The organism is Acetivibrio cellulolyticus CD2 (assembly GCF_000179595.2).
Classification (GTDB): Bacteria; Bacillota; Clostridia; order Acetivibrionales; family Acetivibrionaceae; genus Acetivibrio; species Acetivibrio cellulolyticus.
This window is the reverse complement of sequence record NZ_JH556658.1, coordinates 435,283-460,892: the sequence shown is the minus strand read 5'-3', so window position 1 is coordinate 460,892 and position 25,610 is coordinate 435,283. Positions and strand designations below refer to the sequence as shown.

Annotated in this window: 26 protein-coding genes; 2 read left to right on the top strand and 24 right to left on the bottom strand. The window is 33.9% G+C overall.

Features of this window, described 5'->3' with window-relative positions:
• The 10 genes from ACECE_RS0217890 to ACECE_RS0217840 all read right to left on the bottom strand — a co-directional run bounded on the left by ACECE_RS0217890 (position 1) and on the right by ACECE_RS0217840 (position 11,938).
• Positions 1–675 carry a polyphosphate polymerase domain-containing protein gene (locus ACECE_RS0217890; RefSeq protein ID WP_010249733.1) on the bottom strand — a complete coding sequence of 225 codons (675 nt, stop codon included), beginning with the start codon at positions 673–675 and terminating at the stop codon, positions 1–3.
• A complete protein-coding gene (locus ACECE_RS0217885; RefSeq protein ID WP_010249731.1) occupies positions 665–2,653 on the bottom strand; it encodes a CotH kinase family protein in 1,989 nt (662 codons plus the stop codon). Before ACECE_RS0217885 ends, ACECE_RS0217890 begins: the two co-directional genes overlap by 11 nt.
• 133 nt (positions 2,654–2,786) lie before the next feature.
• Positions 2,787–5,477: a translation factor GTPase family protein gene (locus ACECE_RS0217880; protein ID WP_010249729.1), complete on the bottom strand. Its 2,691-nt coding sequence runs from the start codon at positions 5,475–5,477 to the stop codon at positions 2,787–2,789.
• 397 nt (positions 5,478–5,874) lie between these two features.
• Positions 5,875–6,423 (bottom strand): NADH peroxidase, encoded by a 549-nt coding sequence (locus tag ACECE_RS0217870; RefSeq protein WP_010249727.1) that lies wholly within the window; start codon positions 6,421–6,423, stop codon positions 5,875–5,877.
• Positions 6,424–6,570: 147 nt separating this feature from the next.
• Complete coding sequence (locus ACECE_RS0217865; RefSeq protein WP_010249725.1) at positions 6,571–8,541, bottom strand: T9SS type A sorting domain-containing protein; 1,971 nt, start codon at positions 8,539–8,541, stop codon at positions 6,571–6,573.
• 59 nt (positions 8,542–8,600) lie between these two features.
• Positions 8,601–9,263, bottom strand: a complete 663-nt coding sequence (locus ACECE_RS29575; RefSeq protein ID WP_010249724.1) for a copper amine oxidase N-terminal domain-containing protein — start codon at positions 9,261–9,263, stop codon at positions 8,601–8,603.
• 20 nt (positions 9,264–9,283) lie between these two features.
• Positions 9,284–10,078 carry a hypothetical protein gene (locus ACECE_RS0217855; protein ID WP_010249723.1) on the bottom strand — a complete coding sequence of 265 codons (795 nt, stop codon included), beginning with the start codon at positions 10,076–10,078 and terminating at the stop codon, positions 9,284–9,286.
• A 165-nt stretch (positions 10,079–10,243) separates the two neighbouring features.
• Positions 10,244–10,906 carry a YfjL-like protein gene (locus ACECE_RS0217850; RefSeq protein ID WP_010249722.1) on the bottom strand — a complete coding sequence of 221 codons (663 nt, stop codon included), beginning with the start codon at positions 10,904–10,906 and terminating at the stop codon, positions 10,244–10,246.
• 61 nt (positions 10,907–10,967) lie between these two features.
• Positions 10,968–11,324, bottom strand: coding sequence for a hypothetical protein (locus ACECE_RS0217845; RefSeq protein WP_162862577.1), 357 nt, complete (start codon positions 11,322–11,324; stop codon positions 10,968–10,970).
• Positions 11,325–11,458: 134 nt separating this feature from the next.
• Positions 11,459–11,938 (bottom strand): hypothetical protein, encoded by a 480-nt coding sequence (locus ACECE_RS0217840; protein WP_010249720.1) that lies wholly within the window; start codon positions 11,936–11,938, stop codon positions 11,459–11,461.
• A 500-nt stretch (positions 11,939–12,438) separates the two neighbouring features.
• On the opposite strand from ACECE_RS0217840, the gene ACECE_RS0217830 reads away from it, so the two are divergent.
• Positions 12,439–13,607, top strand: a protein-coding gene (locus ACECE_RS0217830) for an IS3 family transposase (RefSeq protein WP_085946261.1) whose coding sequence is annotated in 2 segments (ribosomal slippage) — positions 12,439–12,694 and positions 12,694–13,607 — 1,170 coding nt in all. Because the reading frame shifts where the segments join, the coding sequence is not laid out codon by codon here.
• 55 nt (positions 13,608–13,662) lie between these two features.
• Positions 13,663–13,842 carry a hypothetical protein gene (locus ACECE_RS32655; RefSeq protein WP_162862576.1) on the top strand — a complete coding sequence of 60 codons (180 nt, stop codon included), beginning with the start codon at positions 13,663–13,665 and terminating at the stop codon, positions 13,840–13,842.
• Between the two features lie 75 nt (positions 13,843–13,917).
• Here the strand turns inward: ACECE_RS32655 and ACECE_RS0217825 are convergent, their stop codons facing one another.
• The 14 genes from ACECE_RS0217825 to folD form a co-directional block, all read right to left on the bottom strand.
• The gene (locus tag ACECE_RS0217825; protein ID WP_010249719.1) at positions 13,918–14,322 is read right to left on the bottom strand and encodes a hypothetical protein; all 405 of its coding nucleotides are present in this window, start codon (positions 14,320–14,322) and stop codon (positions 13,918–13,920) included.
• Positions 14,323–14,623: 301 nt separating this feature from the next.
• Positions 14,624–14,776: a hypothetical protein gene (locus ACECE_RS31240; RefSeq protein ID WP_162862575.1), complete on the bottom strand. Its 153-nt coding sequence runs from the start codon at positions 14,774–14,776 to the stop codon at positions 14,624–14,626.
• Positions 14,777–15,009: 233 nt separating this feature from the next.
• Positions 15,010–16,062, bottom strand: a complete 1,053-nt coding sequence (locus tag ACECE_RS0217815; RefSeq protein ID WP_040428688.1) for a WG repeat-containing protein — start codon at positions 16,060–16,062, stop codon at positions 15,010–15,012.
• A 304-nt stretch (positions 16,063–16,366) separates the two neighbouring features.
• A complete protein-coding gene (locus ACECE_RS0217810) occupies positions 16,367–16,759 on the bottom strand; it encodes a hypothetical protein (protein ID WP_010249717.1) in 393 nt (130 codons plus the stop codon).
• A 207-nt stretch (positions 16,760–16,966) separates the two neighbouring features.
• The gene (locus tag ACECE_RS0217805; protein ID WP_010249716.1) at positions 16,967–17,410 is read right to left on the bottom strand and encodes a hypothetical protein; all 444 of its coding nucleotides are present in this window, start codon (positions 17,408–17,410) and stop codon (positions 16,967–16,969) included.
• A 93-nt stretch (positions 17,411–17,503) separates the two neighbouring features.
• Entirely contained in the window at positions 17,504–17,671 is a 168-nt protein-coding gene (locus ACECE_RS31235; protein WP_162862574.1) for a hypothetical protein, read from the bottom strand.
• Between the two features lie 129 nt (positions 17,672–17,800).
• A complete protein-coding gene (locus tag ACECE_RS0217795) occupies positions 17,801–19,387 on the bottom strand; it encodes a DUF7305 domain-containing protein (RefSeq protein ID WP_162862573.1) in 1,587 nt (528 codons plus the stop codon).
• Positions 19,287–20,003: a hypothetical protein gene (locus ACECE_RS0217790; protein WP_010249712.1), complete on the bottom strand. Its 717-nt coding sequence runs from the start codon at positions 20,001–20,003 to the stop codon at positions 19,287–19,289. The genes ACECE_RS0217795 and ACECE_RS0217790 overlap by 101 nt, the downstream gene beginning before the upstream one ends.
• Before the next feature lie 17 nt (positions 20,004–20,020).
• Positions 20,021–20,851, bottom strand: a complete 831-nt coding sequence (locus ACECE_RS29570; RefSeq protein WP_010249710.1) for a copper amine oxidase N-terminal domain-containing protein — start codon at positions 20,849–20,851, stop codon at positions 20,021–20,023.
• Between the two features lie 144 nt (positions 20,852–20,995).
• Positions 20,996–21,262, bottom strand: a complete 267-nt coding sequence (locus tag ACECE_RS0217780; RefSeq protein WP_010249703.1) for a stage V sporulation protein S — start codon at positions 21,260–21,262, stop codon at positions 20,996–20,998.
• A 140-nt stretch (positions 21,263–21,402) separates the two neighbouring features.
• Positions 21,403–22,182, bottom strand: coding sequence for a TIGR00282 family metallophosphoesterase (locus ACECE_RS0217775; RefSeq protein ID WP_010249701.1), 780 nt, complete (start codon positions 22,180–22,182; stop codon positions 21,403–21,405).
• A gap of 122 nt (positions 22,183–22,304) precedes the next feature.
• Positions 22,305–23,891 (bottom strand): ribonuclease Y, encoded by a 1,587-nt coding sequence (rny, locus tag ACECE_RS0217770; protein ID WP_010249700.1) that lies wholly within the window; start codon positions 23,889–23,891, stop codon positions 22,305–22,307.
• 149 nt (positions 23,892–24,040) lie between these two features.
• Positions 24,041–24,721 carry an ATPase gene (locus ACECE_RS0217765; RefSeq protein ID WP_010249698.1) on the bottom strand — a complete coding sequence of 227 codons (681 nt, stop codon included), beginning with the start codon at positions 24,719–24,721 and terminating at the stop codon, positions 24,041–24,043.
• Between the two features lie 3 nt (positions 24,722–24,724).
• Entirely contained in the window at positions 24,725–25,585 is an 861-nt protein-coding gene (gene folD / locus ACECE_RS0217760) for a bifunctional methylenetetrahydrofolate dehydrogenase/methenyltetrahydrofolate cyclohydrolase FolD (RefSeq protein ID WP_010249696.1), read from the bottom strand.
• Positions 25,586–25,610: the final 25 nt, after the last annotated feature.

The following is a 25,610-nucleotide window of genomic DNA, read 5'->3' as shown; positions in this document are numbered from 1 at the left end:
TTATCCATATACTCTACCGGCTACATACTTAGAAAAAGTTGATATTTGCCGATTTTTAACTTTAACTATATCAGAAATCAAGGCCGGTATATAATTATCATACTTAACCTCTAAAACTACCACTATTTCATTTGCTTTAATCATTGGAACATTTGGATCAAGTATATCAATATTTTTAACGCTTGTTCTTACATCCCGGTCAAGTGTAATCCTTACATTACCAGCAGTATATATAAATGGTTCACGATAGTAATCTATAATGGTTTTTGGCCTTAACTGCTGGGTTTTCATTTTAACATACAGCTCAGAAACAAGCGGCCTGCTTGAATTAAGCATCCATTGTGTGTCACCATTGATTATTTTTCTTACTTCATCTTTGGTAACTCTTTCAGAAAGCTTATTGCAATAACCATTAATCTTACTTTTCTTTTCAAGATTTATTATGTCATAATTGTCATTATAACAGCGGATTCTGAATTTTTCGCGCATATTAACACCGCTGAGTTTTTCCATTAAAGCTTTATCATTATAATTGTCAAAATACAGGCTTCTAATTTTGTACTCCCCAGTTTTATCAACGTGTTTATCATGTGGTACTACTGCTCTCAGTCTCGAACGAATTGTAAGATAGTCAGAGTAGTTAAGAAATATCTTGTATTCGTGTCTAAGTTTCAATTTTCTCCCTCCCTACTCTTTTTTTATATTTTACACGTGAATACTTATTTAAGAATATTGTGATTAATACTATAGCAAGTAGTGACAAAATCAATATTATTTCAGGCATCACAGAAGTAATAACTTTATTTCTTAATCCCTCATTGCTTTTAACAACCTGAACTGCAATAGGTATTATGTTGCCAATATTATCTTTAAGCAATATAAAGTCATCTTTTGTTAATTTCGTGGTATCTATTTTACCATCTGTCATATATTTTTCAGGGACGTATTTTATAAAGGAATTTAAAATTTCTTTAAAGCCATCGCTGGAAAACCCTGTTACTCCGACCATTGATGAAAAGTCTAAGGTCTTTGATATATCTAAATCTTTTGTATCAATAAGACTTTCTGGATTTTCGTTTTGACCGGCTAATGTTGAAGGAATAGTCTTGTTTAACTGTCCTCTTATACTAATAGCCCTTAAATTGCAGAATTTATTAAGCTCTTTTACTCCATCCTCAAATTGTTCAAATGAATAAAAGCCTTTTGAATCATTTTTTACATAGGGTGATATCATTTCAACAGTCGAAGAATATAAATCCTTAAAATGCCCACTTTCAAAGTATTTGGATACAAATTCATCAAAGTATTGATGATATAACTTACTATAAGTTTCATTATTCAATATTTGATAGATCATGGGTCTTTCTTTAAGATCGACTGAAAATACAGGTGTATCAATAGGATAATTAACCATGCTTTTTGCTGCGCTCATTCCATATGTTTTTGTATCTACAATGAGATAATCTTCGAAAGAATCAATAAATGAGTTGGCAGCTTCAAGTGAAAGTGCCCCGAAAGCAAGATTGTAATCCCAAGGTATCATTGACAATTTGCCATTGTTTTCATACAAGAAGTAATTATGTGAAAAAATACTTGTATACGAATCATAGTTGTTAACAAAATTGTGCACCACAAAATATTTAATTACAGAATCAACATTTATGGTATTCTCTAAATCTTCACCACTATTGAGCTTTTTTATTGAATTAATCAGTCTTTTTTTATCAATTTCAGTTGTATCAAATATTGCAGTGTCAAAAATCGTTTTATAGCTTTTGGGGTTGTCATCTATATAGACTAACCCGGATATATCAGTCCTAATGCTGCTGACATCAAGGAAGACACTAGCCATATCACCCATCAAATCTGCTCGCATGTTGTCGTCAAAGTCCTTATATGTCTCACCTGACATAATATTTGAAAGATAGTCAGTTGCAAGCTGACCACTTTCCATTCTATAGCTGCTCATATCTGAAAAATCAAAATTCGAAATTGCAAGGGAATCCGGTTTATAAAGTTTGCCATCATTATTACCATAATTTCTTATAAGAAAAGAATCCTCAACAGCTTCAGCAGCTAGATAAAATCCAAAATCCCGGCCATTTAATTTTATATTGGCAAAGCTTGTTAATGGGGCTGCAACTCCCATATAATTCATCATATCCTGTGTTAAGTAGTCTTTCATATAGGTAGTGTCCATAGTACAGTTGTTAAGCACCATTTTATCAAGACCATCAAAGGTCTGATTTTTATAGTGGTCAAACTCAACCTTAAAGCTGAAATTTTCAGATTTCATTCCGCTTATTTGACTTAAGGAAGAGTTGCCTTTAGGCCTAATTCCAACTTCATCGATCTTAATCCCATCAATTACCATTGCACATGGAATATACTCCTCTACTTCTGCATTAGCAACCATTTTACTCCAAGCTTGATCATCAACCTGAATATCAATAGAATGCACTTTAGAATCATCAAAAAGAGTTTTGGGATATTTTATGCTATTTATTGATAAATAGTCTGATGACTTACTTCCTGTGCCATTTACAGAAATGCTTCTGGAATTTTCAATTATGGAAATTATGAAAAGAGTTAAAATCAACAAAAATGCTGTAGAAATTAAAAAAATACCATTTTTCTTTTTTTTAAGTTTCATTTACATAACCATCACATTATGATATAAAAAATAGTATACAACAGTTATATGTTTTTTTCAACGTACAAAAATGTGGTGATTGTAAGTTCTTGAGGTTGAATCAAAACTTTTATAACACAATTAATACTGTTATTTAATCCTTTATGTGCTTAAGAACATTGTCACTCAATCTGTCTCCCAGATAATTACGAGTATATGGCTGCTTATCCAGATAATCTTTGCGAATCTTATCATTCACCCTGATTATTTCCTCTTTCAAATCATTTGCAGACAATCTGACCGCACCCTGCCCCAAGATAATTAATTGCTCAAGCGCATCTGATGTTGCAACTGTAACATGATGTTCCCTCGCGATTTCATGAGTTACTTTCTCAATATATGCATCTGCTGTTTCTGCTTCTTTTGTATAAACTACATTAATATTATGATACTCAAGTACCGACCCTGTCCCACCTTTTACTTTATACGCATCAAAAACCAAAATTAGAATGCATTGCTTAAAACCTTGATAATTGCAGAGAATATCCATCAGTTTGTTTCTTGCATGCTCCAAATTATCCTTCGCTATTTCATTTAACTCATCCCAGGAAAATATAATATTATAACCGTCTACCAGCAGATATTCTTTCACCGGTTCTTTTTTCTGTGGATCTAACTGCTGTTTTATCTGGACTTTTTCCGTAGTATTCTTTGCCCCATATTCAATTTCACCCCGGGTGTTGCCCAGTCTCCGTTTGATCGGTCCATAAGTACGGACAAATATGGCTTCAAGCTCTTTATCCTCCTGCAAGGTGTTGCCATAATGCGTACGTGACTTCGACTTAACCGCCTCTTTATTTTGTTCTTCAGGTTCTGAGCATCGCCATCCGCTATCTACATGCATATAATTTTGGACCTTGTCCCACTCAACGATAAATCCTGCTCCATTGGCACAAAATACAGAGCTTGTCGGATTATCAATATCTGCCTCACTGTCATAACCAACCGCTTTTATTACTTCGTCTGAATTATGACATTGCTGATATCCCTTAAGTGTGCAGAAAAGCCTTCCTCTGCCTCTGGTATAAGCGTTCACCTCCTTCTGATAACCCTGCATTGCTGAAACCGGCGCAAATCCGATTAATACAGCCATATCTCCTTCCAGTTCAGGAGGAGTGAAATCCCCGCTCATGCGTTGAAGGTCCGACATAGCTCTTCCAACTGATTCTGACGGAATTTCCAGCTTAAAGTTATAATACGGTTCCAAGAGAACACACTTGGCTTTTTTTAGCCCCTGTCTAACTGCTCTGTATGTTGCCTGCCTGAAGTCTCCGCCCTCTGTATGTTTCGGGTGTGCACGCCCGGCAATCAAAGTAATCTTCATATCCGTAATTGATGAGCCTGTTAATACTCCCGTATGGTCCTTTTCCTCCAGATGAGTTAGAATCAGCCGCTGCCAGTTGCGATCCAACAAATCTTCACTACAATTGCTGGTAAAGATAAGTCCACTTCCCGGTTCATTTGGCTCCATCAACAAATGTACTTCAGCATAATGCCGTAATGGCTCAAAATGCCCTACTCCCTCCACTGGTTCCAATATAGATTCCTTATACACGATATTTCCCGAACCAAATTCCACGTTAACACTAAACCGTTCCAAAATCAGGCTCTTCAAAATTTCTATCTGTATCTCACCCATCAGCTGCACATGAATCTCTTTCAACTGTTCAGACCACACTATATGCAGCTGCGGGTCCTCCTCCTCCAACTGGCGTAATTTAGTTAACATATTATGAGCATCGCATTCCGGCGGCAACACAATCCGATAACTAAGTACGGGACGCAAAACCGGCATCCCTGATGCTGCCTCTACTCCCAGCCCTTCCCCAGGATATGTCCTGCTAAGCCCCATAACTGCACAAACCTCACCTGCTTTCACTTCATCAACCGTTTCATACTTTGACCCTGAATAAATCCTTATCTGATCAACTTTTTCTTCCCATAAAGTGTTTTCGTAATTTTGAACCGATCCATTCTCTTTACGGTTTGATAATAGTGTTTTTACTCTCAGGCTTCCTCCGGTAATCTTCATATATGTCAGACGGTTTCCCTGCTCATCTCTTGCTATCTTATAAACCTTCGCACCGAACTTTTCCGAAAATTGCGGGTATCGAGTGTACTGCTCCAAACCATTTAGAAAGGCCTCTACTCCATTAAGCTTTAAAGCAGCGCCAAAATAACAAGGAAATATCTTTCTGTCCCAAATTAACGCTGTTATATCTTTTGTTTCTACTACTCCACTTTCTATGTATTTTTCAAGCAAAACCTCATCGTGAATTGCAAGGTTTTCCATAAATTCATTCCGGTTCTGATCTTCACTAAAATCCACGCATCCATCATTAAGCAGTTTTTTTAATTCGGCCAGTAGTGAACTTCTGTCTGTTCCATTCATATCCATCTTATTTACAAATATAAATGTCGGTATACTGTATTGTACAAGCAGTCTCCATAAGGTTTCTGTATGTCCCTGAACCCCATCACTTCCACTTATAACAAGAATAGCATAATCTAATACCTGTAATGTCCGTTCCATTTCAGCGGAAAAATCTACATGACCTGGAGTATCAAGCAATGATATATTCCTATCTTTAAATGTAAATTCAGCCTGCTTTGAAAAAATGGTAATCCCTCTTGCACGCTCAAGCTCAAAAGTATCAAGATAAGCATTTTTATGATCTACCCTGCCTAGTTTTCTTATACGGCCGGATAGATAAAGCATACTTTCCGCCAAAGTTGTTTTCCCAGCATCTACATGGGCTAAAATACCGATTACCAGCTTCTTCATTACTCGTCTCCTGCATCAAATTTACAGATTGATATTTCAATATCCACGCCATCGGAATGAACCACAAAGATTAGTGGTTTGATAGATATCTGTACTATTAAATCAGTATATAATGATTTATTAATCATTTCAATCTTCTGCTTATCAAATAAACACAATTATGCTTTAATTTATTTCAAAAAATATCTTCTGCTTATTTTCTCCCCAATTGTAGCCAATATTTCTTTGTCCACCATAATTCCATTTAATTCCTCAAGTAAAATTTCTATATATAAAAATTATTAAGGGATGTTGTCATTTCAACATCCCTTAATAAAACTACAATTTAAATTTTGTATTGTGACATTGATCAAATCATTTGATTACCTAATGTCAAAACAGATTTTCTTTTTCATTCTTATTTACCAAAATATCTCTCTAACAATCCCTTGAATGCCTGACCATGCCTTGCTTCATCCTTACACATCTCGTGAACTGTATCGTGAATCGCATCATAATTCAACTGTTTTGCCTTAGTAGCTAAATCTTTCTTACCTTGACATGCACCAAACTCTGCTTCAACCCTCATTTGCAAATTTTTCTTTGTATCATTGGTAAGCTGATCTCCAAGAAGTTCTGCAAATTTTGCTGCATGCTCAGCTTCTTCCCATGCTATTCTCTTATATGCTTCAGCTATTTCCGGATAGCCGTCCCTGTCAGCCTGGCGGCTCATTGCAAGATACATTCCGATTTCAGTACACTCACCATAAAAATTAGCCTTTAATCCTTCAACAACTTCTTTATCAACATCCTTTGCCACACCGATTCTATGCTCATCGGCCCATTGAAGGGATGCATCGGTCTTTTCAACAAATTTAGACTTAGGTGCCTTACACTGTGGACAACTTTCTGGTGGCTCATTTCCTTCATGTACATAACCGCAAACTGAACAAACAAATTTCTTCATAGTATTAATCTCTCCTTATCAAAAATTTATGCAAACCAAGTTATTTTATTGTATAGTCTATAAACAAATAACTGAGACTATCTAAATTACATTATATTTATACCCCAAATAATTAATCCATAACAACTTTTTTAGTCACTTTTTTAATTATTGAATGCTCTTAAAAAAGTTCTTTACTGAATTATAAACAGTATCATTAAAAATCTCATCCCTTGAACCAGCATAAAATGCAACAGGAGTGTTGGATTTTACATTGGAAAAAGCCGTAACATACTGGTTATATCTTTTCTGATAAGCCAATGAATCATCTTTCCCTATAGTGGTATCAAGTTTCGTATCTATTTCCATTTCAGGACCTATCAAAGTTTTTGAAGTCTTAATTCCACCAACAATATCTAATTTCATATCAACAACTGCATTTAATTCGGTTGATGTTTTGACAAAAGGAATATTTTCGGACTTTGGTTTAAAATAGTATGAAGGTTGAATAAATATATAGTCAAATATGTTTGTTCTATTTGCAATATATCCTATGCGAACAAACTGCTCTTTGTTGTAATAACTATCTATAGCCAAACTGTTGCCATAATAGGGTATCCACATAAATTCCTTATTGTACACTTGATGTATCTCATTTGAAAAACTGAGCATTGTCTTTACTACCGGATTATCAAAGTTAATTGTTTTATCAGGTTTAAACCAGGTATAATAATAAGGAATTCCTTCAGATGAGAAGTAAAAACCTCTGATGTTTTCTTCCCAATAGTCAGGGTTAACAAAATCCAATCTTTCTTTAATTCCCTTAATAATCTTTTCCTTTACAGGTTCAATATATTCATAGCTAAGAGCTTGCATTTTGATTTCCGGAATAGCTATTGTCAGTTTTACGCTGGAATCTATTTTTATCAACCTAGAAGCCAAATCAGCAGCTTCACTTGCAAAATAGTCCAAAGAATTTTCACGCATTGCTTTTTGGTAAAACGCTAAATAGTCTAACTTTATTTGATCTAGTTTTCCTGTTGAATCAAGCTTATCCAAAGTCATAGCATTTATTTTTTCAGGAGTAACAATATCGACTAATTTCCCGTCTTTATCATAATATGTGTTATATTGTATCCCATTATCTGTGATAATAAAGTCTTTTGTATTAATAGGATCATCAACAAGTAACTTTTTCAGATCATCATCAGTAAATTTAGATAAATATGGTCCCACATATAAAAGTAAAGCTCTTGGGGCAGTTGTTGAGGTTTGAGAGCTTGATCGGGAATAATTATTAGCACTATTACCTTTGCTAGTAGTAATATAGGCAGCTTTCGCAGCTTCTACAGTAACTCTATATGTATTTAAAGAAAAGGCAGAACCGCAGCCATATACTTTTAGGTAGTAAATTCCAGGTAATAAATTGCTTTTTGAGATATTTTCAGTACCATCCTTATTCGTTGAACTTCCAACTTCTAGACCTGATAAGCTATATAATTTTATATCCAAATCTACACCCTTTGGTGGAGTCATTGATATATTAATATCTGAAAAATTCTTAATGTTAAACTTAAAGTACCGTGCTTTACTAAGCTTGTCCATTTTGCCTATAAAGGATGTGTTTGAATCAATTTCCAATACATTTGCCATTGTTGTATTGTTTTTGTTTGCCTCAGATATTCCTGCATGGCTTGGCGTATTAGTACCATTAATATCAACTGTCCTGGTAGATAGGGTATACGGTAAATTAGAAGCACTTTTATTAAAACTATACACCTTGATAGAATATATTCCAGTGGTAAGCGAATTGATACTTATAATATCATCATTATTTAAAGAAAGGCTGGAGCTTCCGATCTCATTATAATTTTCGTCAAACAGTTTAAGGTCGTAATCGGTATCTTTCGGTGATGTTAGAGTAATTACAGTATCAACAGTACCATTAACATAAAAATTATAAAAATCTACATCTTCACTGTTTGCTATTGTAGAACTCAGTGTAGAATCACCATTTAGAACATAAGCTGAATATGGTGAATCATTCGGTTCATAGTCAAAAACAGGCTCGGCAAATACCATAGAACCTGATAATATGGTTGTTACTATCAAAATCAGACTTAAAATATTTTTTTTCATTATACATTCCCCTCTTATGCATATCAGACTCTACAAATTCTACTTTGAGTCCAAGTATATTAATATATAGCAATAACACCCAATTCTTTATTATATGAATGCCATTCCACAGTTTTTGAAAATGATTCACTAATAAATCTTGCAGGTACTAAAGTCCTTCCATCAATTATTTTTGCTGGAACATCCAGAGTTGTTTTCTTACTATTTATCAAGGCGTCCTTTGAATCTACAACTATTTCAACTACTTTATCGTTGAGCTTAATCCTGATAAGCTTATCCTTTGCTATCCACTCTACTTCTGCGCCTAGATTTTCACCTATTGCGCGAAGAGGTACCAATACTCTGCCATCAATTATAGATGGATAGACATTATCATATTTAGTAAAATCAATTTGCTGGCCGTCGACAAACATCTGAATTCCAGAAATATTGCTTTTTTCAAACAGCGGACAGATTTTATCATAATAATCACTTACTGCAGGCTCCATAAATATTGTAAACAAAGCATTATCCAACGTATCCATTCCATCTGCTGTTATATTGGTGTTACTGTTGATTATTGAATAATCGATTGGATTATCTTCAACTTGAAACTCTTTTAAGAGTTGTGTAATATCAGTGTCCTGTTCTTCAGCAGCGTTGATTGGAAGCATTGGAAGCATTACAAGCACTGTAATGACCAAAATAGTTAATTTTAAAAATCTTTTGCTAATCTTTTGCATTTTACCGGTCTCCTTATAAATTAGTTGGCTAATGGCGTCAACAGTTTCTCAATATCCTTTTTTAGATCAAGAATTTCCTTGTAATGATTAATAATACTCTGTTTTATTTCAATCATACTTTGATATGAGGCATTAGCAGTTTCTAAATCTTTATTGTACATTGCAGAACAAAAACTTTCCCATTCGGTATCTTTAAGGAGTTTTTCTTCCATAATCTTATTGTTCAGCTCGGTTATTTCGTCCTTTATTTTATCAACCTGCTGCTGCGCAGTTTGAATTTTTTTATTAAATTCACTACTTTCAACACTTATGTACTTAATTGACTCACGCATACTTTTAACTGCCCTGTTCAAATTTGCAATTTGGTCGGTACTCATTTCTATTTCTTTGTTTAAATTATCGCTGCCATTTGATTTACTCTCAGTAATATTTAGAGACCTTTTTTCTCTTATTTGGCTTAACAAAAGTTTAATTTCATCAATAATTTTTAAATATGGCGCAGCATACGATTTTGCTTTTTCTCCTATCCGAGCTACCGCATCACTATTTGATTTCTCCTGTTCCTTTATATTTGCACAAACTTGATTTTCTTCTGCAATCAACGTATTCATTGTTTCCTTTTTTGATAAAAGGTCCGGATATGAGGAATTATCAGTTATGCCCAGTATTTCAATAGGCGTAGGAGTTGAGGTTGGTTCTATTATAGGTGTTACAGTTTCAATTGCTGTTGAAGTCTGATCTTCTGCATAAATTAGTTTTGCTGAAAATATCGTAACAATAGCAATAATTAAAAAATAATGTACTTGTTTTTTCATTATAGACTCCTTTTTATGTCATTTAGTATAATTTAAAATTATATTAAATAAGGTAAAATTACACAAGTAATTATTTTTCAATTTTTAGCCAGTGAAATGCAGCAAATATTGTTCTTATATAATAGAAGCTTAAAAATTATACTTACCTTATATAATCCATTTTTATTATTTTGTATTTATTAACCTTTTAATATCATCCACACCAATTATTTTTTCCGCATCTTCCCGAGTAATCCCTATCTCCTTTCGTGTTTTAGCATTATCTCCATAACAAAGATAAATATTATGGTAATATATTTTTTTAGTTTTTAATAATGAAATTATCTCTAACAATTGAGCATAGTCAATTGTTTCATCAATATTGTTATATAGAAAAATATTGATTCTTTCTATTTTTTCTAATGCATCTGTATAATAAGGTATTGTAGGTTTGTTTTCATACTCTGTAAAATATCTCAGCATCGATACATAAATTTCTGTATTATCCGAAATTTTAACATCTTTTCTTATTTCACTAGCTATTTCCTTTTGCCATACACTACTATAATAGCAATCCTTATATTTATACCCAGAGACCTTTGAACATGGCTCAACAATAAATCCTACATTTTCTTCCTCGCAATACACATTTGCATTATACCCGCTTCTCTTGAAATTGTAATAAACATTTTCTACTAACATACCTCTAGAATATTTATCTTTAAGATATTGTGCTATTTCTTTTCTTGCTATTGCTTTTCCCCAAAGTGTTCCTGAATAAATTATAACTACTAGTATTAGCATAACAATTATGACAATACCCATCTTTTTTGTTCTCAATCTTATCAATTATCAACTCCTCATTTTTTAAAAAAGTAGGTTTTAATAACTTATAATTATAATTTATTCTTTACTTTATTTTTTCAAACTCCAATATGCTAAGTACTTTCTCAAATCTATCACACTGATTAATACAATACCTTCCGGGTTTAATTTCCAAATCATTTTTACGCATATAATCGATTAACTTTTTATTTTCAAACCACAAATCAAACCAAATTTGACGCGAATCATTTCTAAATTTTGGATTACTCACTTCTATATATCCAACAAATTCATCCTCATAAATAACTATAGACAAATCCTTACCAATAATACCCATTCTTTCATCAACATAATACATCTTAATAAAGAAAGCACTCATTAAAATAATAAATATAGCTATCAAACAAAAAACTCTTTTTACTATAATTTTCACTTTGCTCACCTACCTACATAAGTAATTACACTGTACTACCATTTCAAAGAGTGATTTGATTTTGCCGCTATGATGCAGGTTTTTATTTGCTAAGTATTAAGCTTACATTTATTTTGAGTCACTTACCTTTCATTTAACACTGTTCACTCAAATTGATGAAGATATATGTACCAATAGTCAATAATCTTGATTAACTCACTAGATTTATTAACTATTGAAACATTCCTTAAATATACAATACTTACTTCACATGAGTCAGTATAGTCATAAACAAAAGAAACCGATCCCTCATTAATATCATTAATTTTAATATATTTAAATTTTTGTTTTTCAAAAAATGATTTAAGATAATTTTTGAAATCATCACTTAATATTGGTGTACTTGCTTTATCATTATATTTAACTATATCTATCTTGCTATCTAAATAGTACAGATTAAAACGGCCTTCCATGTCAGATGTCTCATTTGCAATTAATTCAAAACTACTCCTATTATTATTAAAAATATTTACTAATGAATTTTCTGTTGTCCTTGGCTTTGGCTTATTGTGTAAATAAAAAGCAGTAAATATTGATGAACTAATAACCCCTATAAGCAATATAAATAATATAGTCTTCCTCATTATTTTATTGTCCCCCCTCTACTTTTTCTTTCTTATAGTTCGATTTTTTCCAACATATATTTCCCTCATTTAAATAGTTTCTGAATATTGTTATTACAAATCAATGTACACCATAAAAAACTTCGCCCAATAGCCAAAATATACTTAAATATACGCAGTATTAATTATTTCCAATATTAATTTTACATAAATAACCTCTGTAAGTCTACATATTTTCATTAAATACAACACAATTTAGATAATTAGATAAAATAAAAAATAAATACTAAACATGATATATAATAATTTAAAAGGCACCAAATTCTCAAAACTGTAATTTGTAATTTTGTGAATAAATTAATAGAACAGACTACAGCCTAAAAAAAGAAATTTCCCGGCTCTTTAACGGAAAATTTCGTTTTTGTTTTTACTCAAAATGCTTTTTTGTAAGTGTTTGACCCAAATTCGATTTGCCGGACACAGTTAAGTTAGGGTACAATATAACTGTGGAGGGGATCAAAATGGGAAGTCATGGTAAACGTTACACTGAAGAATTCAAAGCTGACATAATAAGGCTAGTGAGAGAAGAAAAACGCTCTATTACTAGCATCGAAAAGGATTTTGGTGTCAAAGATCAAACGATCAGGAACTGGCTCAAAGAAAGCAAGGACAAGCAAGACCCTGATAAAGTAAGAATAGCAGAATTAGAGGCAGAACTCAAGGAAGCCAAGAAAAAAATTGTAGATCATGAGGTAACAATTGATATATTAAAAAAAGCTACAAGCATCTTCGCCCAGAGCAACCGGAAGTAGTATTTCAAATAATAAAAAAGATAAACAGCAAAAAACGCCCTGTTGAGAAGATGTGTGATACTCTGGATGTTTCAAGAAGTGGATATTATGACTGGAATGGAAGAGAACCAAGTGAAAGAGAAAAGAAAAACGAGCAGATATTGAGAATACTTAAAGATAGCCATGCAAAGGCTCAGGGCATGATTGGCCTTGATAAAATGTGGGATGATGTTAAGGATGCTGGTATAAAATGCAACAGGAATAGGGTTTATAAAATTCAGAAGGCAAACGGACTTTACAGTATAAGAAAAAAGCCATTCAGAGTATGTTTAACAGACTCTAACCATAATATGCCAAAGGCACCTAACTTGTTAAACCAAGATTTCAATGTTTCAAAGCCTTGTGCTGTTTGGGTTACAGATATTACACAGATAGTTACTGGAGAAGGTAAATTATATTTGGCAGCAGTCAAAGACCTATATAATAAAGAAGTTGTTGGATGGGCAGTAGCAGATCACATGAGAACAGAATTATGTTTAGATGCTATAAGAAGTGCAGTAATAAAACACAGGCCCCCAAAAGGCCTTATACATCATTCAGATCAAGGAAGTCAGTATTGTAGCAAGGACTATATAGAGGAATTAGAGAAATATGGAATGATAAGAAGTATGAGTAGAAAAGGCAATTGCTGGGACAATGCCTGTGCAGAAACATTTTTCAGTACAATCAAATCGGAACGCCTGCATCATAAGAATTACAAAACTTTTGAAGAAGCAAGAAGATATATTTTTTGGTATATAGAGAGTTTTTATAATAGAAGCAGAAGGCACGCATCACTTGGAAATTTAACCCCAGTGCAATTCCTTCAAAACTATTATGGGGACAGGAAAGTTTCCTAAAAAGCAAGAAGTAGCGTTTATGCTGGGAAAGCATCTTGACAATAAGTAGAACGGCATGCTAGCTTCTCAAGCCAGGCATCAACCATACTACGAAGCAGTTACTTCTTGTTCAGAATGGGTGGTGCCGGTAGATGCCAACAGCATGCCGTTAGAGGCTTGTTGTCAAGAGGACCGTGGAATAAATGCGGAAATTTCAGATAAAAGTAAACAGCTGAGAAAAACAAAGATATTCTAACTCTGGAGTGTCCGTTTTAACGAGAAAGGGTCACAATTTAGGAGTGAATTACACTACGCCATTTATTCCGCCGCTTTAATATTCCATAAATATAAGTTCATCTTTTTCGCTAACTGAAATAGATGCTTGAAACCTTTTTTTATTAACAACTATTCTCCAACCAAGATTATCTACCTTAAAAAAGCCAAAGAAGCGATGTTTCATAGGTTTATAACTCTCCAACTTAATATATTCCATCTTTTCAAGGTTAAGAATAAGGTCTTCAACACTTTTTGCCGGTTTTCCACCAAATGTCAAATCTAAATCTTCCGTCTCAACAAGATAACAGCAAATTACTTTTTCTAATTCCATTGATATTCTATGATTATAATTATAATCAGATTCTTCTGCTGAAATATCATTGATATATGCTAATGTGCCAAAAACTATAGTTGATATTACTAGGAAAACGAATACTATAATTCTAAATACTTTTTTCATATTTATATCGTATCCTTCCTTACTTTGCTCTTCAGTATTATATTATTTAATGATTCTAGGGTTAATTTTATTTGGTCCAAAAAATATCCTTTATATAATTAACCCCTTCTAATTTGTATTCCTTCGCAAATCCACATCTGCATAGACCTTTTAACACTGATTTCCAGCTTTGATCATACCACTTATAATTATCTCTAATATTATACATCATATCTGAAGTATAGGAAATACTACCATCACAACTATAATTAGCACTTACAAAAGCATTAGTAAAAGTTCTGTATTTTCCTATTGCTAACCACTAATTATCAAACATTGAAGTATTCTTAGGTTTTCTAATTTCTTCAAACAGTGATGATATGGTAGTCTCTTTACTATTAGGAGCTACCAACAACTTTTCAGCAACTTTCATATCATCAATCGCTTCTTCTCGAAATATTCCTGCTTGCCACATTTCTTCATTTATTCCTTTAAAATCAACAGGTTGTGTATCACTTTAGCTAAATCTTCAGCTCTTTTCATACCTTTTTTATCGTTTGCAGCTTTTGCTTTATTCCATTCATCACTTAGTATCAGTTGCGCGATTTGTACAAGAGGATCTCTATTGCTGTCTCCTTCTTTCCAATGTCCTGTAGGATCTTTAAAAACTATAGGATTATTATTGATAATCGAATCAAAAAATCTATTTTATTCTGTTGGCTGCCAAATATATTTGCCATTTTTATCAACATACCCAAACTTCTTACCTAAATACACTTTTGCAAGTCCATTTTTGAATTCTTCCGCCTTATCAAATTTTGCTTTTATTACAATTTCACCTTTTTTGTTAATAAACCCCCACTTTTTACCAATCTTAACAGGTGCCAATCCTTCCTTAAATTCACCACCATAATAGAATTTTGTTTGGATTAAAAGATTTCCATTCTTATCAATATACCCTAGTTTACCATCATTAACAACACCTGCAAGGCCTTCTGAAAAACTTGCCAAAACATCAGAATTAAGCTTTATTTTTAAAGTTCCAGTATTATCAATAAACCCATATTTGTTATTTAATCGAACATAAGCAAGTCCTTCGCTAAAGAAATATGCACTTTCTAAGTCAGGCTTAACTACATATTCACCTTTTTTATTTATAAATCCACACTTACCATTTATTTCAACTTTTGCATATCCTTCATAAAACGGAGCTGCCGAATCATATTTAAAATCTATGACCACTTCACCTTTCTTGTTAATAAAACCTACTTTACCCTTAAAAACAACCATAGCTAACCCCTCTGAAAATCCATATGCAAAGTCATAAATTGGTTCAATTGCAATATCTCCCGATTTATCTATAAACCCATATTCAGCACCAGATCCCGGACCTCCTATGTGAAATACACATAATTCTTCCGAAAACTCTCCTACTCCCTGAAATTCTGTTTCTATAACAATCTTCCCATTAGTATCTATAAAACAATGCTTATTGTTAAAGTACACTGGTGCTAAACCATCACAAAAATTCCCAGCATTTTCAAAAGTGGGATCTATGACTATTTGACCATTACCATTTATATATCCTCTTTTATTTTCTTTTTGAATGATAAAAAAGCTAGTTGTATTTTTTGTTAAATTATCAGTTGTTTCAATATTGCTTAGTTCTGAATCAACTACATTTCTTTTTTCACTTATGTTAGTACAAGATGTAAAAAATATAAATATTAAAAGTAATACTACTATTTTAGATTTTGCCATATTTATTCCTCCACTCCCCATAAGCATCTCCTATTTGTAAAACATGCCCAAATTAGTGTGCTGATACTTCTTTAAATTGTTCAGCATTAAATGTTACTGCCGACGTTGGAACTCTTGAATCATAAGTTTTATACCCAAAAGTTATACCATCTTTTGTATAAAGGGTAGTACTTTCAGTGTAAATCAACAATAATATGCTTGTTATTGATTTATATACTCCTTTTTATTTCAACAGTATAATTTAAAATTATATTAAATAAGGTAAAATTACACAAGTACTTAATTTTCAATTACCAGTTGTTGATTAGTTAGCTACAAATAGTAATATCATAAAGAATAGTAAAATAGCTAATCCTGGCCAAAATATGTACTTCATTATTTCAGATAGCAAAGGAAAACCAACAGGTAATCGGTAGAATATTCCACTAAAACCTAGGCCTATGATACCTACTGCTATAAGTAGCATGTAAATATAAATCACTTTTGTAATCCTTCGATACTTTTTTAAGCTTTTATGTGACATTAATGCCAAAATACAACTTATTATGATAAATAAAGCTCCAATAACCAGCATCATTTTACTTTTTTTTATAATTGCATATGGAACTTCCCAATCCGTTCCCACTTGAGAAATGGAAATAAATTTTAGTAAAAATATATATGCCAAAAACAAAGATACCGAAGCAATTCTACACATTTTATCCCTCCTATTTTGCGAAAACTCCTGAAACTTATTAGTTGTGCAATAAGTATTAAGTCGCTTATCGCTTACATCAAAAACATAAAAAGTGCTTCAAAAAATGACATCATTAGCTTATCACAATGATTGTAACATATCTAGACGTCATCTTTTGAAGCATTTACATGTGTGTTAAATTTGACACTTACTTACGTTATACAATTATCAACTTTCGACAATTTCTATTAAGTTATATTTGTAATGTTCCACACTTACAGCCTCTAAAGGATCTTTACTTTTATTAATCACTACTTTCCATCCCTTATAACCATTTTTCAGTACATTACTTGGTGGACTTTTAATATGATTATCAATTCCAAGTAGGTAAGGTCCACATCTTTTTCCTTCAATATTTATTTCTAATGTTAGTTTAAATAAAAGCTCATTTACATCCAATATAGATTTGGTTCCACCAAATTTTAATTCATAATCCTTACTATCAAAAATATAAGCGGATACACATTTTCTAATATCTTCTGCACTATCACGATCATACGCAATATAATCTGGATCAATACTGTGACAATTAATTAAGAAAAACACTAAACCAATTATTCCCAAAACAGCAACTGTGATAATTTTTTTATTTTTTAATAAGTTGACTTTCATATTATCACTGCTCCTTTATTCAATAATATTATGCAAAATGTTGTAACTATAATTTCCCTGTTTTTCATTAGGCTTCATAACGCTATTCTTCTGCTATTTTTCGGAATGCGTAGTTAGGTCAATAATAGTCATAAACCTCGTAATCGTAAACACCTTCTCTAGTATATATTTTACAGGTCCATATGGCTGTCTCTTCCATCCAAAAATGTTCACTTCATTATCTGGAACATAAAAATAATCCCCTTGTTTCCATAGAAGCACTGTAGAACTCCCATTCAGTGTTGATATTGCTCCATCCCAAGCATCAACTTGCTATATATTGGATTTAATCTTTTGCATTGCACAATAAAAAGGCTGCATACGCAGCCTTTTTAAAAAAATCATTAAACTTTAACGAATATCTATAGACGATAGTACTTCAATTACTACGTTTTCAATACTTCCAGATTTCTCAGTTTCTAATATTTTAGTTATTTCCGTTCCATCTGCATTCTTGATTTTAAATTTAATACTTCCTCCATTGAACAATTTATCTCCCAAACTCATAAACCTAACTCGAGATGGCTTAAATTCCTCATCTTTTATTTTTACTCTAAACTTATCACCATATGGCTGCACATCAATAGTACCACTACTATAAGACTTTTTAATTTTATACCTATCGTCAGAAGTATCATCTACAGTACCTGCATTATCTACCTCAACACCAAATACTGGAGTAGAAGTTGGCGCAACATAATTTACACTTGTTGGGAAATAATCTTCAAATTCTGCTGTAACAATTACATCACTTGCATCTATATAATTTTTTTCACCCAAAATCTCTGTACTAATACTATTCATAGTCGCTTCAAGCTTACCTGGAAATTCTAACTCATTATCCGTTGTCGGGTTGTAATAATTAGTCCCAGATTCTGCTATCTCCTTAATCTTTGCCAAATCCTCTCCAAATCTAAAATCAACAAAATGAGTTTTAATATTAGCTTCAGTGTCCTCATTTATTTTTCCCAAAATTTCTTTAGCATATTCAGTACCCTTTGTTACATTTAAAGCAGGAAGAATATTTACGGCATTACCAGCGACAGTCTTATATTCTCCAGTCTCTCCTAGTCCGGATAACGTACATTTGTTAGGATCAGCACATGATAATACTACAATATATTTATCAGAAGACTTGCTACCCTTATCTTTTAATAAATAATATGCCCTTCGTAGTCCATCACCCAAATTATTGGAATCTTCTTTACTTGCTGTTATTCCACCAATAAGGCCTTTAGCACCGTCTACATCTAACAAATCAAATGTATTTGTGTTTGCATCATTTTGATAAGTAAGTATTCCTATTTTAGCATCTTTCGAGTCAAAAGAATTAACAAACTTACCAATAACGTCCTTTGCAGTTATAAGGTGAGAATTTTCAGTTTCTGTTTCAGTTATGGTCTCATGTGCACTTGTATCTTTATAGGTAATATTAATTCCATTTGTTTTAGTAATAACTTCTTTTCCAACAACACTACCATTTATCGTCATATCTTTTGTTTGTAGATTAACAGTTCCTTTTGGTGCATATATAAGCCCCGAAAACTCTGAACCACCAACAGCAAACTCTACGTTTCCACCTACAGAATAAAGACCTACTCCAGCAATCGTTTTCTTCTCCTTATCTACTAGTCCACCATCATCCCCAGCTGTAGCCGTAACCTCACCTGTATTAAATATAATGTTACCTGTAGCAACAATAAAACCCTCTCCAACAACACCAGAACCACAATTTATTCTTACATTGCCATCGAAGAAAAGAGGAATATCTTTACTAAGCTTTAACTTAGCACCACCAGAAAGAGTCCACATATCTTCCGATGCTTCATATTGGCAACTAAGTCCAGTATAAGAACTGCCAGATGAAATAGGACTGTCTGATGCTACTAATCTTAATGTTCCAATTTTTATAACCTGCTTTTGTTCCCATAGGATCAACTAAAGGTACTTCACAATACGGGTTACCAGTAACATCATCTACTTCAAAAGAAAAACATGTTCCAGTATCCTTTGATTTTTCATCAAAAAATATACTATAATCCTCCATATTAACAGAATCTACACCCTCGTCGATTTTATTCTTGTCTATTTTAGCCGAACCGGATTCAATCACAACATTCTTTACAGCTTCGCATGAACCATTCATGGTAAAATCAGTAGCACCTACTTTTATTCCACTTTCAGAGTGAATATCTCCATTAATAGTCAAACCACCACCTTGCAAATCCATATTCTTATCCGGGTCACCAGAAAACAAAGCATAATCAAAAGATGTTTTTTTCTTTATTTTACTTGACACTTCAGATGATGAATCTACAAGTACAACTATTTCTTTGCTTTTCACTGGACGTTCAAACTCAACACTTTTATTTTGCACATACTTGATGTCACTTTCCTTATGATAGCCAACCTGCAATTTGCCCTCCGTAGACGTAGTAGCACCTCCAAAAGAACGGGTAGCTATTTGTCCTACATCTGTCGATGCTGACACTGATGTACCAACTGCACTTACTAGTAACACTAATGATAATACTACAGACACTCCTTTTTTCATTATATTCCCCTCCCTATTTAGTTTAACAAATCAATTTTGCCAATTTTTATTTTTTCTCTTTCATCAGTAATTGCATTTATATCTAAATAATATGCTGTATAGTATTGCGAATCTGCTTTTGACCGTGCCTCAAAGCTTTTAAATCCATCAGTTTCTGTTCCAACAATTTTTATTGGAGCAGGATATGTATTTCCATCTGTATTTGTTACATCTATTGTTAAGCGTCTTCCATTGTAAGCAACCTTACCATAAACTACAAACTCTTTGTTTGTTGAGTCCAGTTCTACCTTTGTTATAACTATTTTGCTGTCCTTATAAGTAATTACGTCACCAATACCGCAATCTGATTTACCATCACTTCCGCCGACATCTACTGGATCTTCCTCAACTGTCTCCTTGTAATTAATTGTTACAGTCCTTGTTGTGCCGTCCCAAGCAACAGTAGCTCCAAGATTTTCGGAAACAAACCTTAGTGGAACAAAAGTCCTGCTGCCCGTAATCTCAGCTGGAACATCGATGACTACCTTACTGCCATTTACTAAAGTATCTGTCGAGCCGATTTTTAAATAAACTTCTGTACTTTTGTTTTTCGCAGTTACAGATCTTTCATCCGGATTCCAGATTACCTCAGCTCCCAATGCTTCAAGAATTCCTCTGAATGGCACCAGTGTCCTTCCACCCTTTATGTATGGATTGACGTCAAATGAAAGTTTTTCTCCGTTTAGTAGTACAGTGATTTGATTAGTGCTCTGTTGTGCAGCTAAATCTGTCTGCAAATTGGAAGGCAAAAAACCGGTACATAACAAACCTAGTACCAATACCATTAAAATAGTAATTTTTCTCTTCATACTACTCCCCCTTTTATACTTAAATTCTATCATATTGGCAAATATTATGCAATAAATGAGCTTGTACAAATTTGATTTTTATATACATAATTTCCCCTATATAATACAATAAGGACCTTACTCTAAAGTAAGGTCCTCAAAAATTTATGTTCTTCTCGGTTCAACAATCAGCTTTATAGCTGTCTTTTCCTCTCCGTCAATCACGACCTCGGTGAAAGCTGGAATACAAATCAATTCAATACCTGACGGGGCAACAAAACCTCTTGCAATAGCTACCGCTTTTACCGCTTGGTTTAATGCTCCAGCACCAATTGCCTGAATCTCAACCGCACCTTTTTCCTTGATAAAGCTTGCTAATGCTCCTGCAATAGAGTTTGGACTTGATTTTGCTGAAACTTTTAAAATGTCCATAGATCTTCTTCCCCCTCTTTTTCCTAATACTAAGGAATAGCTGAAATATTGCTTCGAATTTTTGCATTTATTAGTATATTCTACATGTGGGTATAGAAATCCTCTTTTTTAGCTTAGCATAGCATTTAATCATCATACTGCTAATCCACTGCTGTATTTATTCTTTCAATCTTAGTCGTCCTACCTGTCTTTTCATCTATTTCTAGATATACAGCATTAAATTGTACAGGACCTTGTGCAATTTCAAACTTATTCGGCATGTGGGTTAAAAACTTGTTTATTACTATATCCCTGTTCACTCCGATAATACCTTCTGAAGGTCCGGTCATTCCTACATCTGAAATAAATGCAGTGCCACAAGGTAAAATCCTTTCATCCGCTGTCTGCACATGAGTATGAGTACCCAAAACACAGCTTACCCTTCCATCAATATGCCATGCTAATGCACACTTCTCGCTTGTTGCCTCTGCGTGTATATCCACAACAATAACTTTGACCTGCGCTTTCAGTTCTACGATTTCTCTTTCTGCAGCTTTAAACGGGCAATCTATACTGTCCATATAGACACGCCCCATGAGGTTTAAAACACCGATTTTACCCTTGTCATTTGAAATAACGGCTGAGCCTTTTCCTGGAAGCTCTTCAGGGTAGTTTGCAGGCCTTACAATACATTTATCAGAATCAATGAAATTGGTTATTTCCCTTTTAGACCACGTATGGTTTCCCAGTGTAATTGCATCAACCCCGGATTTATAGAGTTCTTGCGCTACCACATATGTAATACCGCTTCCACCAGCTGCATTTTCTCCATTTACGATACAAAAATCAATCTGCCTTTCCCTTTTTAATCTTTGTATCATCTCTTTTGCTGCTTTTCTTCCTGGGTTTCCTACAATATCACCAATAAACAATATGTTCAAAACAGTATATCCTCCATTTCTATTAAAAAACTTAATGAAGTTTTTTAGTAAGAATAAAAAACCCCATATAAGCATAAAAAGCGTGTATTCACGCTTTTTATACCAATTATATCAAAATATAATTATTTTGCATACTCAATAAATCTTGTTTCACGAATTACATTTACTTTAATCTGCCCTGGATAATCCAGTTCATTTTCAATCTTCTTAACTATATCCCTTGCAACTAAAGCAATTTCCGCATCTGGTACTTCATCAGCTTTAACCATAATACGTACTTCCCTACCTGCTTGAATTGCAAAGCACTTTTCAACTCCCGAGAACGAATTCGCAATCTCTTCCAACTTCTCCAACCTCTTAATATAAGATTCCAAAGATTCTCTTCTTGCTCCCGGTCTTGCAGCTGATATTGAATCCGCTGCCTGGATCAATACTGCTACTATACTTGTAGCTTCTATATCACCGTGATGTGAAGCTATTGCACTAATAACTTCATTACTTTCCTTGTACTTCTTAGCAAGATCAGCTCCAATTGTTACATGTGAACCTTCAACTTCATGGTCCACAGCCTTACCTATATCATGTAACAAGCCTGCTCTCTTTGCCAGAGTAACATCAACTCCCAGTTCTGCTGCCATCATTCCTGCTAAGTGAGCAACTTCAATGGAGTGATTGAGGACGTTTTGTCCATAGCTGGTTCTATACCTTAATTTACCCAGCAATCTTACAATTTCAGGATGCAATCCATGCACTCCTGTTTCAAATGTGGCGTTATCGCCTTCCTGACGAATGGTGTTTTCAACTTCTTTCTTAGCTTTCTCCACCATTTCCTCAATCCTTGCCGGATGGATTCTTCCGTCAAGTATCAGTTTCTCAAGGGTTATTCTGGCAACTTCTCTTCTTATCGGATCGAAGCCTGACAATATAACGGCTTCTGGTGTATCATCGATAATTAAGTCAATTCCTGTCAACGTCTCAAGAGTTCTGATATTTCTTCCTTCACGTCCGATAATTCTACCCTTCATTTCATCATTAGGAAGTGGAACTACCGAAACTGTTACTTCTGATACATGGTCAGCTGCACACTTTTGTATTGCAAGTGCAACAATATTCTTTGCCTTAGTATCAGCTTCTTCCTTCGCCTTCTGCTCAATTTCCTTAATGAGCATTGCCATTTCATGTTTTACTTCATTCTCTACATTCTTTAAGAGGACTTCCTTCGCGTCATCAACTGATAATCCAGAAATTCTTTCCAGTTCCTCAGTTTGCTGCCTTTGAAGTTCAATAGTCTTGTCCTGTAGCTCTTGGATTTCTTTGGTCTTCTTGTTCAATACTTCTTCTTTCTGTTCTAGTGTTTCAACCTTCTTGTCCAGAGTTTCTTCCTTCTGTACCAATCTTCTTTCCTGTCTTTGAATCTCATTTCTTCTGTCTTTAATTTCCCTATCAAGCTCTACCCTACTTTTGTGGATTTCCTCTTTTGCCTCTAGCAGCACTTCTCTTTTTTTGCCCTCAGCGTTCTTCTGTGCCTCACTAACAATCTTCTTCGCTTCCTGCTCTGCACTGCCAATTTCAGCTTCAGCTTTCCTTTTTCTTTCTTCAAATCCTTTTTGGAAACCCTTTCGGGAACTTATTACATAAGCAGTAATTGTACTAATTACTGCAATTGCTAACCCAATTACCAGACCTATTCCAAATTTAATGGCACACACCTCCTCGTATTCAGTTTTCAATGGTCAAATTGCAAAAAACATAAATTGTAGGCACTTTAGTACTTTATAATTTTAATCTTTTTTAATTTTTATGTCAAGATTGAATCTTAACACATCACTAATTAACTACTTAAGAATATTTCATTAATCTAATTAATACCCGACTGACTGACAATACTAACACCATCATGCATCTCAATTCTGTACCACTTATCTGCCATTTCACTCAAATGCCTGTTATGAGTTACCATTATTACCTGCCTGTTAAACATATGAGTCACCTGCTTTAAGAATTCTGCAACCTGGTTTATATAATCGTCGCTTACATGCTTTGCAGGCTCGTCCAAGATAATAGGCCCTTTGTTGTCAAGATTACTACACTCTAACATCGCAATTCTAATTGCAAGAGATATTATATCAATTACTCCTCCACCCCTTGCATCCTGCGGCTTTGTTTTTATTTCCATATCACCGTATTTGCTTAAAACATAGAACTCAGCTTCAGGTCTTCCTCTCACTTCACTGATCTCAATCCTGAACTCAAGGCTGGAATCAAATATGTACTGGAGGCAATTTGTAACCAATGCTTCTATATGTGCTCTTGACTGTTCTCTGGCAAATTCTGATACCTTTTGGAGCAGCACCTTTACCTTTTCAAGAATATCAATGTTGTCAACCGCCTTTTGAAGCAATTTCTCCAAACTTGATTTCTGTTCTACAAGCTGCTCTTTCTTGCCTTTTTGGTTGTAAAAATGTATTCTTGCCTCTTCATGTTTGCTTTTTATTTTGCGAAGCTTTTCATGATATGTCTGAATACTGTTTTCTTCCACAAATTATCCCTTTCTCTCAGCTTGAGCAATAGCCGCTCTAACAGTGTTCTTCATAAGCATTGCAATTGTCATAGGACCTACACCGCCCGGAACAGGAGTTATTGCTGATGCAACCTGACTTGCAGACTCGTACTCAACATCTCCGACGAGTTTTTTGTTTTCAAGGCGGTTTATTCCGACATCAATAACAACGGCGCCTGGCTTGATACTGTTTCCCTTAATCATCTCAGGCCTTCCGACAGCTGCTACAAGTATATCGGCTCTCTTAATTACTTCCTCAATGTTTTTTGTTTTTGAATGGCAAATAGTCACTGTACCATGCTCAGCGAGCAATAGCATAGACTGAGGCTTTCCTACGATATTGCTTCTTCCGACTATAACACATTCCTTTCCTGCAATTTCTATACCGGATTCCTTTATAAGCTCCATTACACCTGCAGGAGTACACGGAAGAAACTGAGGGTTACCAGTCATAAGCCTACCTACATTCTCAGGATGAAACGCATCAACATCCTTTGAACTGCTAATAGCAAGAATAATCTTCTCTTCATTTATATGCTTTGGCAAAGGGAGCTGAACAAGTATTCCGTTTACCTTATCGTCATTATTCAATTTTTGTATAAGGTCTAACAACTCCGCTTCCTTAACATTTTCATCCAGAGCATATTCAAAGGATTCTATTCCTATCTCTTCACATGCTTTTTTCTTTGAATTCACATACACCCTTGAAGCCGGGTCATTACCAACAATTACAACTGCCAGTCCTGGATGTATATTCTGCTTTTTAATATCATCAACAGTCTGCTTTAACTCCCCTTTTATCTTTGTTGCCAATTCTTTTCCATTTAATACTCTAGCACTCATTTTATATCTACCTTTCTATCGTTTT

Coding starts and splice junctions, on each gene's coding strand:
- ACECE_RS0217885 (WP_010249731.1), bottom strand. CDS start 2,653: ATGAAACTTAAAAAAAAGAAAAATGGTATTTTTTTAATTTCTACAGCA.
- ACECE_RS0217880 (WP_010249729.1), bottom strand. CDS start 5,477: ATGAAGAAGCTGGTAATCGGTATTTTAGCCCATGTAGATGCTGGGAAA.
- ACECE_RS0217870 (WP_010249727.1), bottom strand. CDS start 6,423: ATGAAGAAATTTGTTTGTTCAGTTTGCGGTTATGTACATGAAGGAAAT.
- ACECE_RS0217865 (WP_010249725.1), bottom strand. CDS start 8,541: ATGAAAAAAAATATTTTAAGTCTGATTTTGATAGTAACAACCATATTA.
- ACECE_RS29575 (WP_010249724.1), bottom strand. CDS start 9,263: ATGCAAAAGATTAGCAAAAGATTTTTAAAATTAACTATTTTGGTCATT.
- ACECE_RS0217855 (WP_010249723.1), bottom strand. CDS start 10,078: ATGAAAAAACAAGTACATTATTTTTTAATTATTGCTATTGTTACGATA.
- ACECE_RS0217840 (WP_010249720.1), bottom strand. CDS start 11,938: ATGAGGAAGACTATATTATTTATATTGCTTATAGGGGTTATTAGTTCA.
- ACECE_RS32655 (WP_162862576.1), top strand. CDS start 13,663: ATGCTAGCTTCTCAAGCCAGGCATCAACCATACTACGAAGCAGTTACT.
- ACECE_RS0217825 (WP_010249719.1), bottom strand. CDS start 14,322: ATGAAAAAAGTATTTAGAATTATAGTATTCGTTTTCCTAGTAATATCA.
- ACECE_RS31240 (WP_162862575.1), bottom strand. CDS start 14,776: ATGTGGCAAGCAGGAATATTTCGAGAAGAAGCGATTGATGATATGAAA.
- ACECE_RS0217815 (WP_040428688.1), bottom strand. CDS start 16,062: ATGGCAAAATCTAAAATAGTAGTATTACTTTTAATATTTATATTTTTT.
- ACECE_RS0217810 (WP_010249717.1), bottom strand. CDS start 16,759: ATGTGTAGAATTGCTTCGGTATCTTTGTTTTTGGCATATATATTTTTA.
- ACECE_RS0217805 (WP_010249716.1), bottom strand. CDS start 17,410: ATGAAAGTCAACTTATTAAAAAATAAAAAAATTATCACAGTTGCTGTT.
- ACECE_RS0217790 (WP_010249712.1), bottom strand. CDS start 20,003: ATGAAAAAAGGAGTGTCTGTAGTATTATCATTAGTGTTACTAGTAAGT.
- ACECE_RS29570 (WP_010249710.1), bottom strand. CDS start 20,851: ATGAAGAGAAAAATTACTATTTTAATGGTATTGGTACTAGGTTTGTTA.
- ACECE_RS0217780 (WP_010249703.1), bottom strand. CDS start 21,262: ATGGACATTTTAAAAGTTTCAGCAAAATCAAGTCCAAACTCTATTGCA.
- folD (WP_010249696.1), bottom strand. CDS start 25,585: ATGAGTGCTAGAGTATTAAATGGAAAAGAATTGGCAACAAAGATAAAA.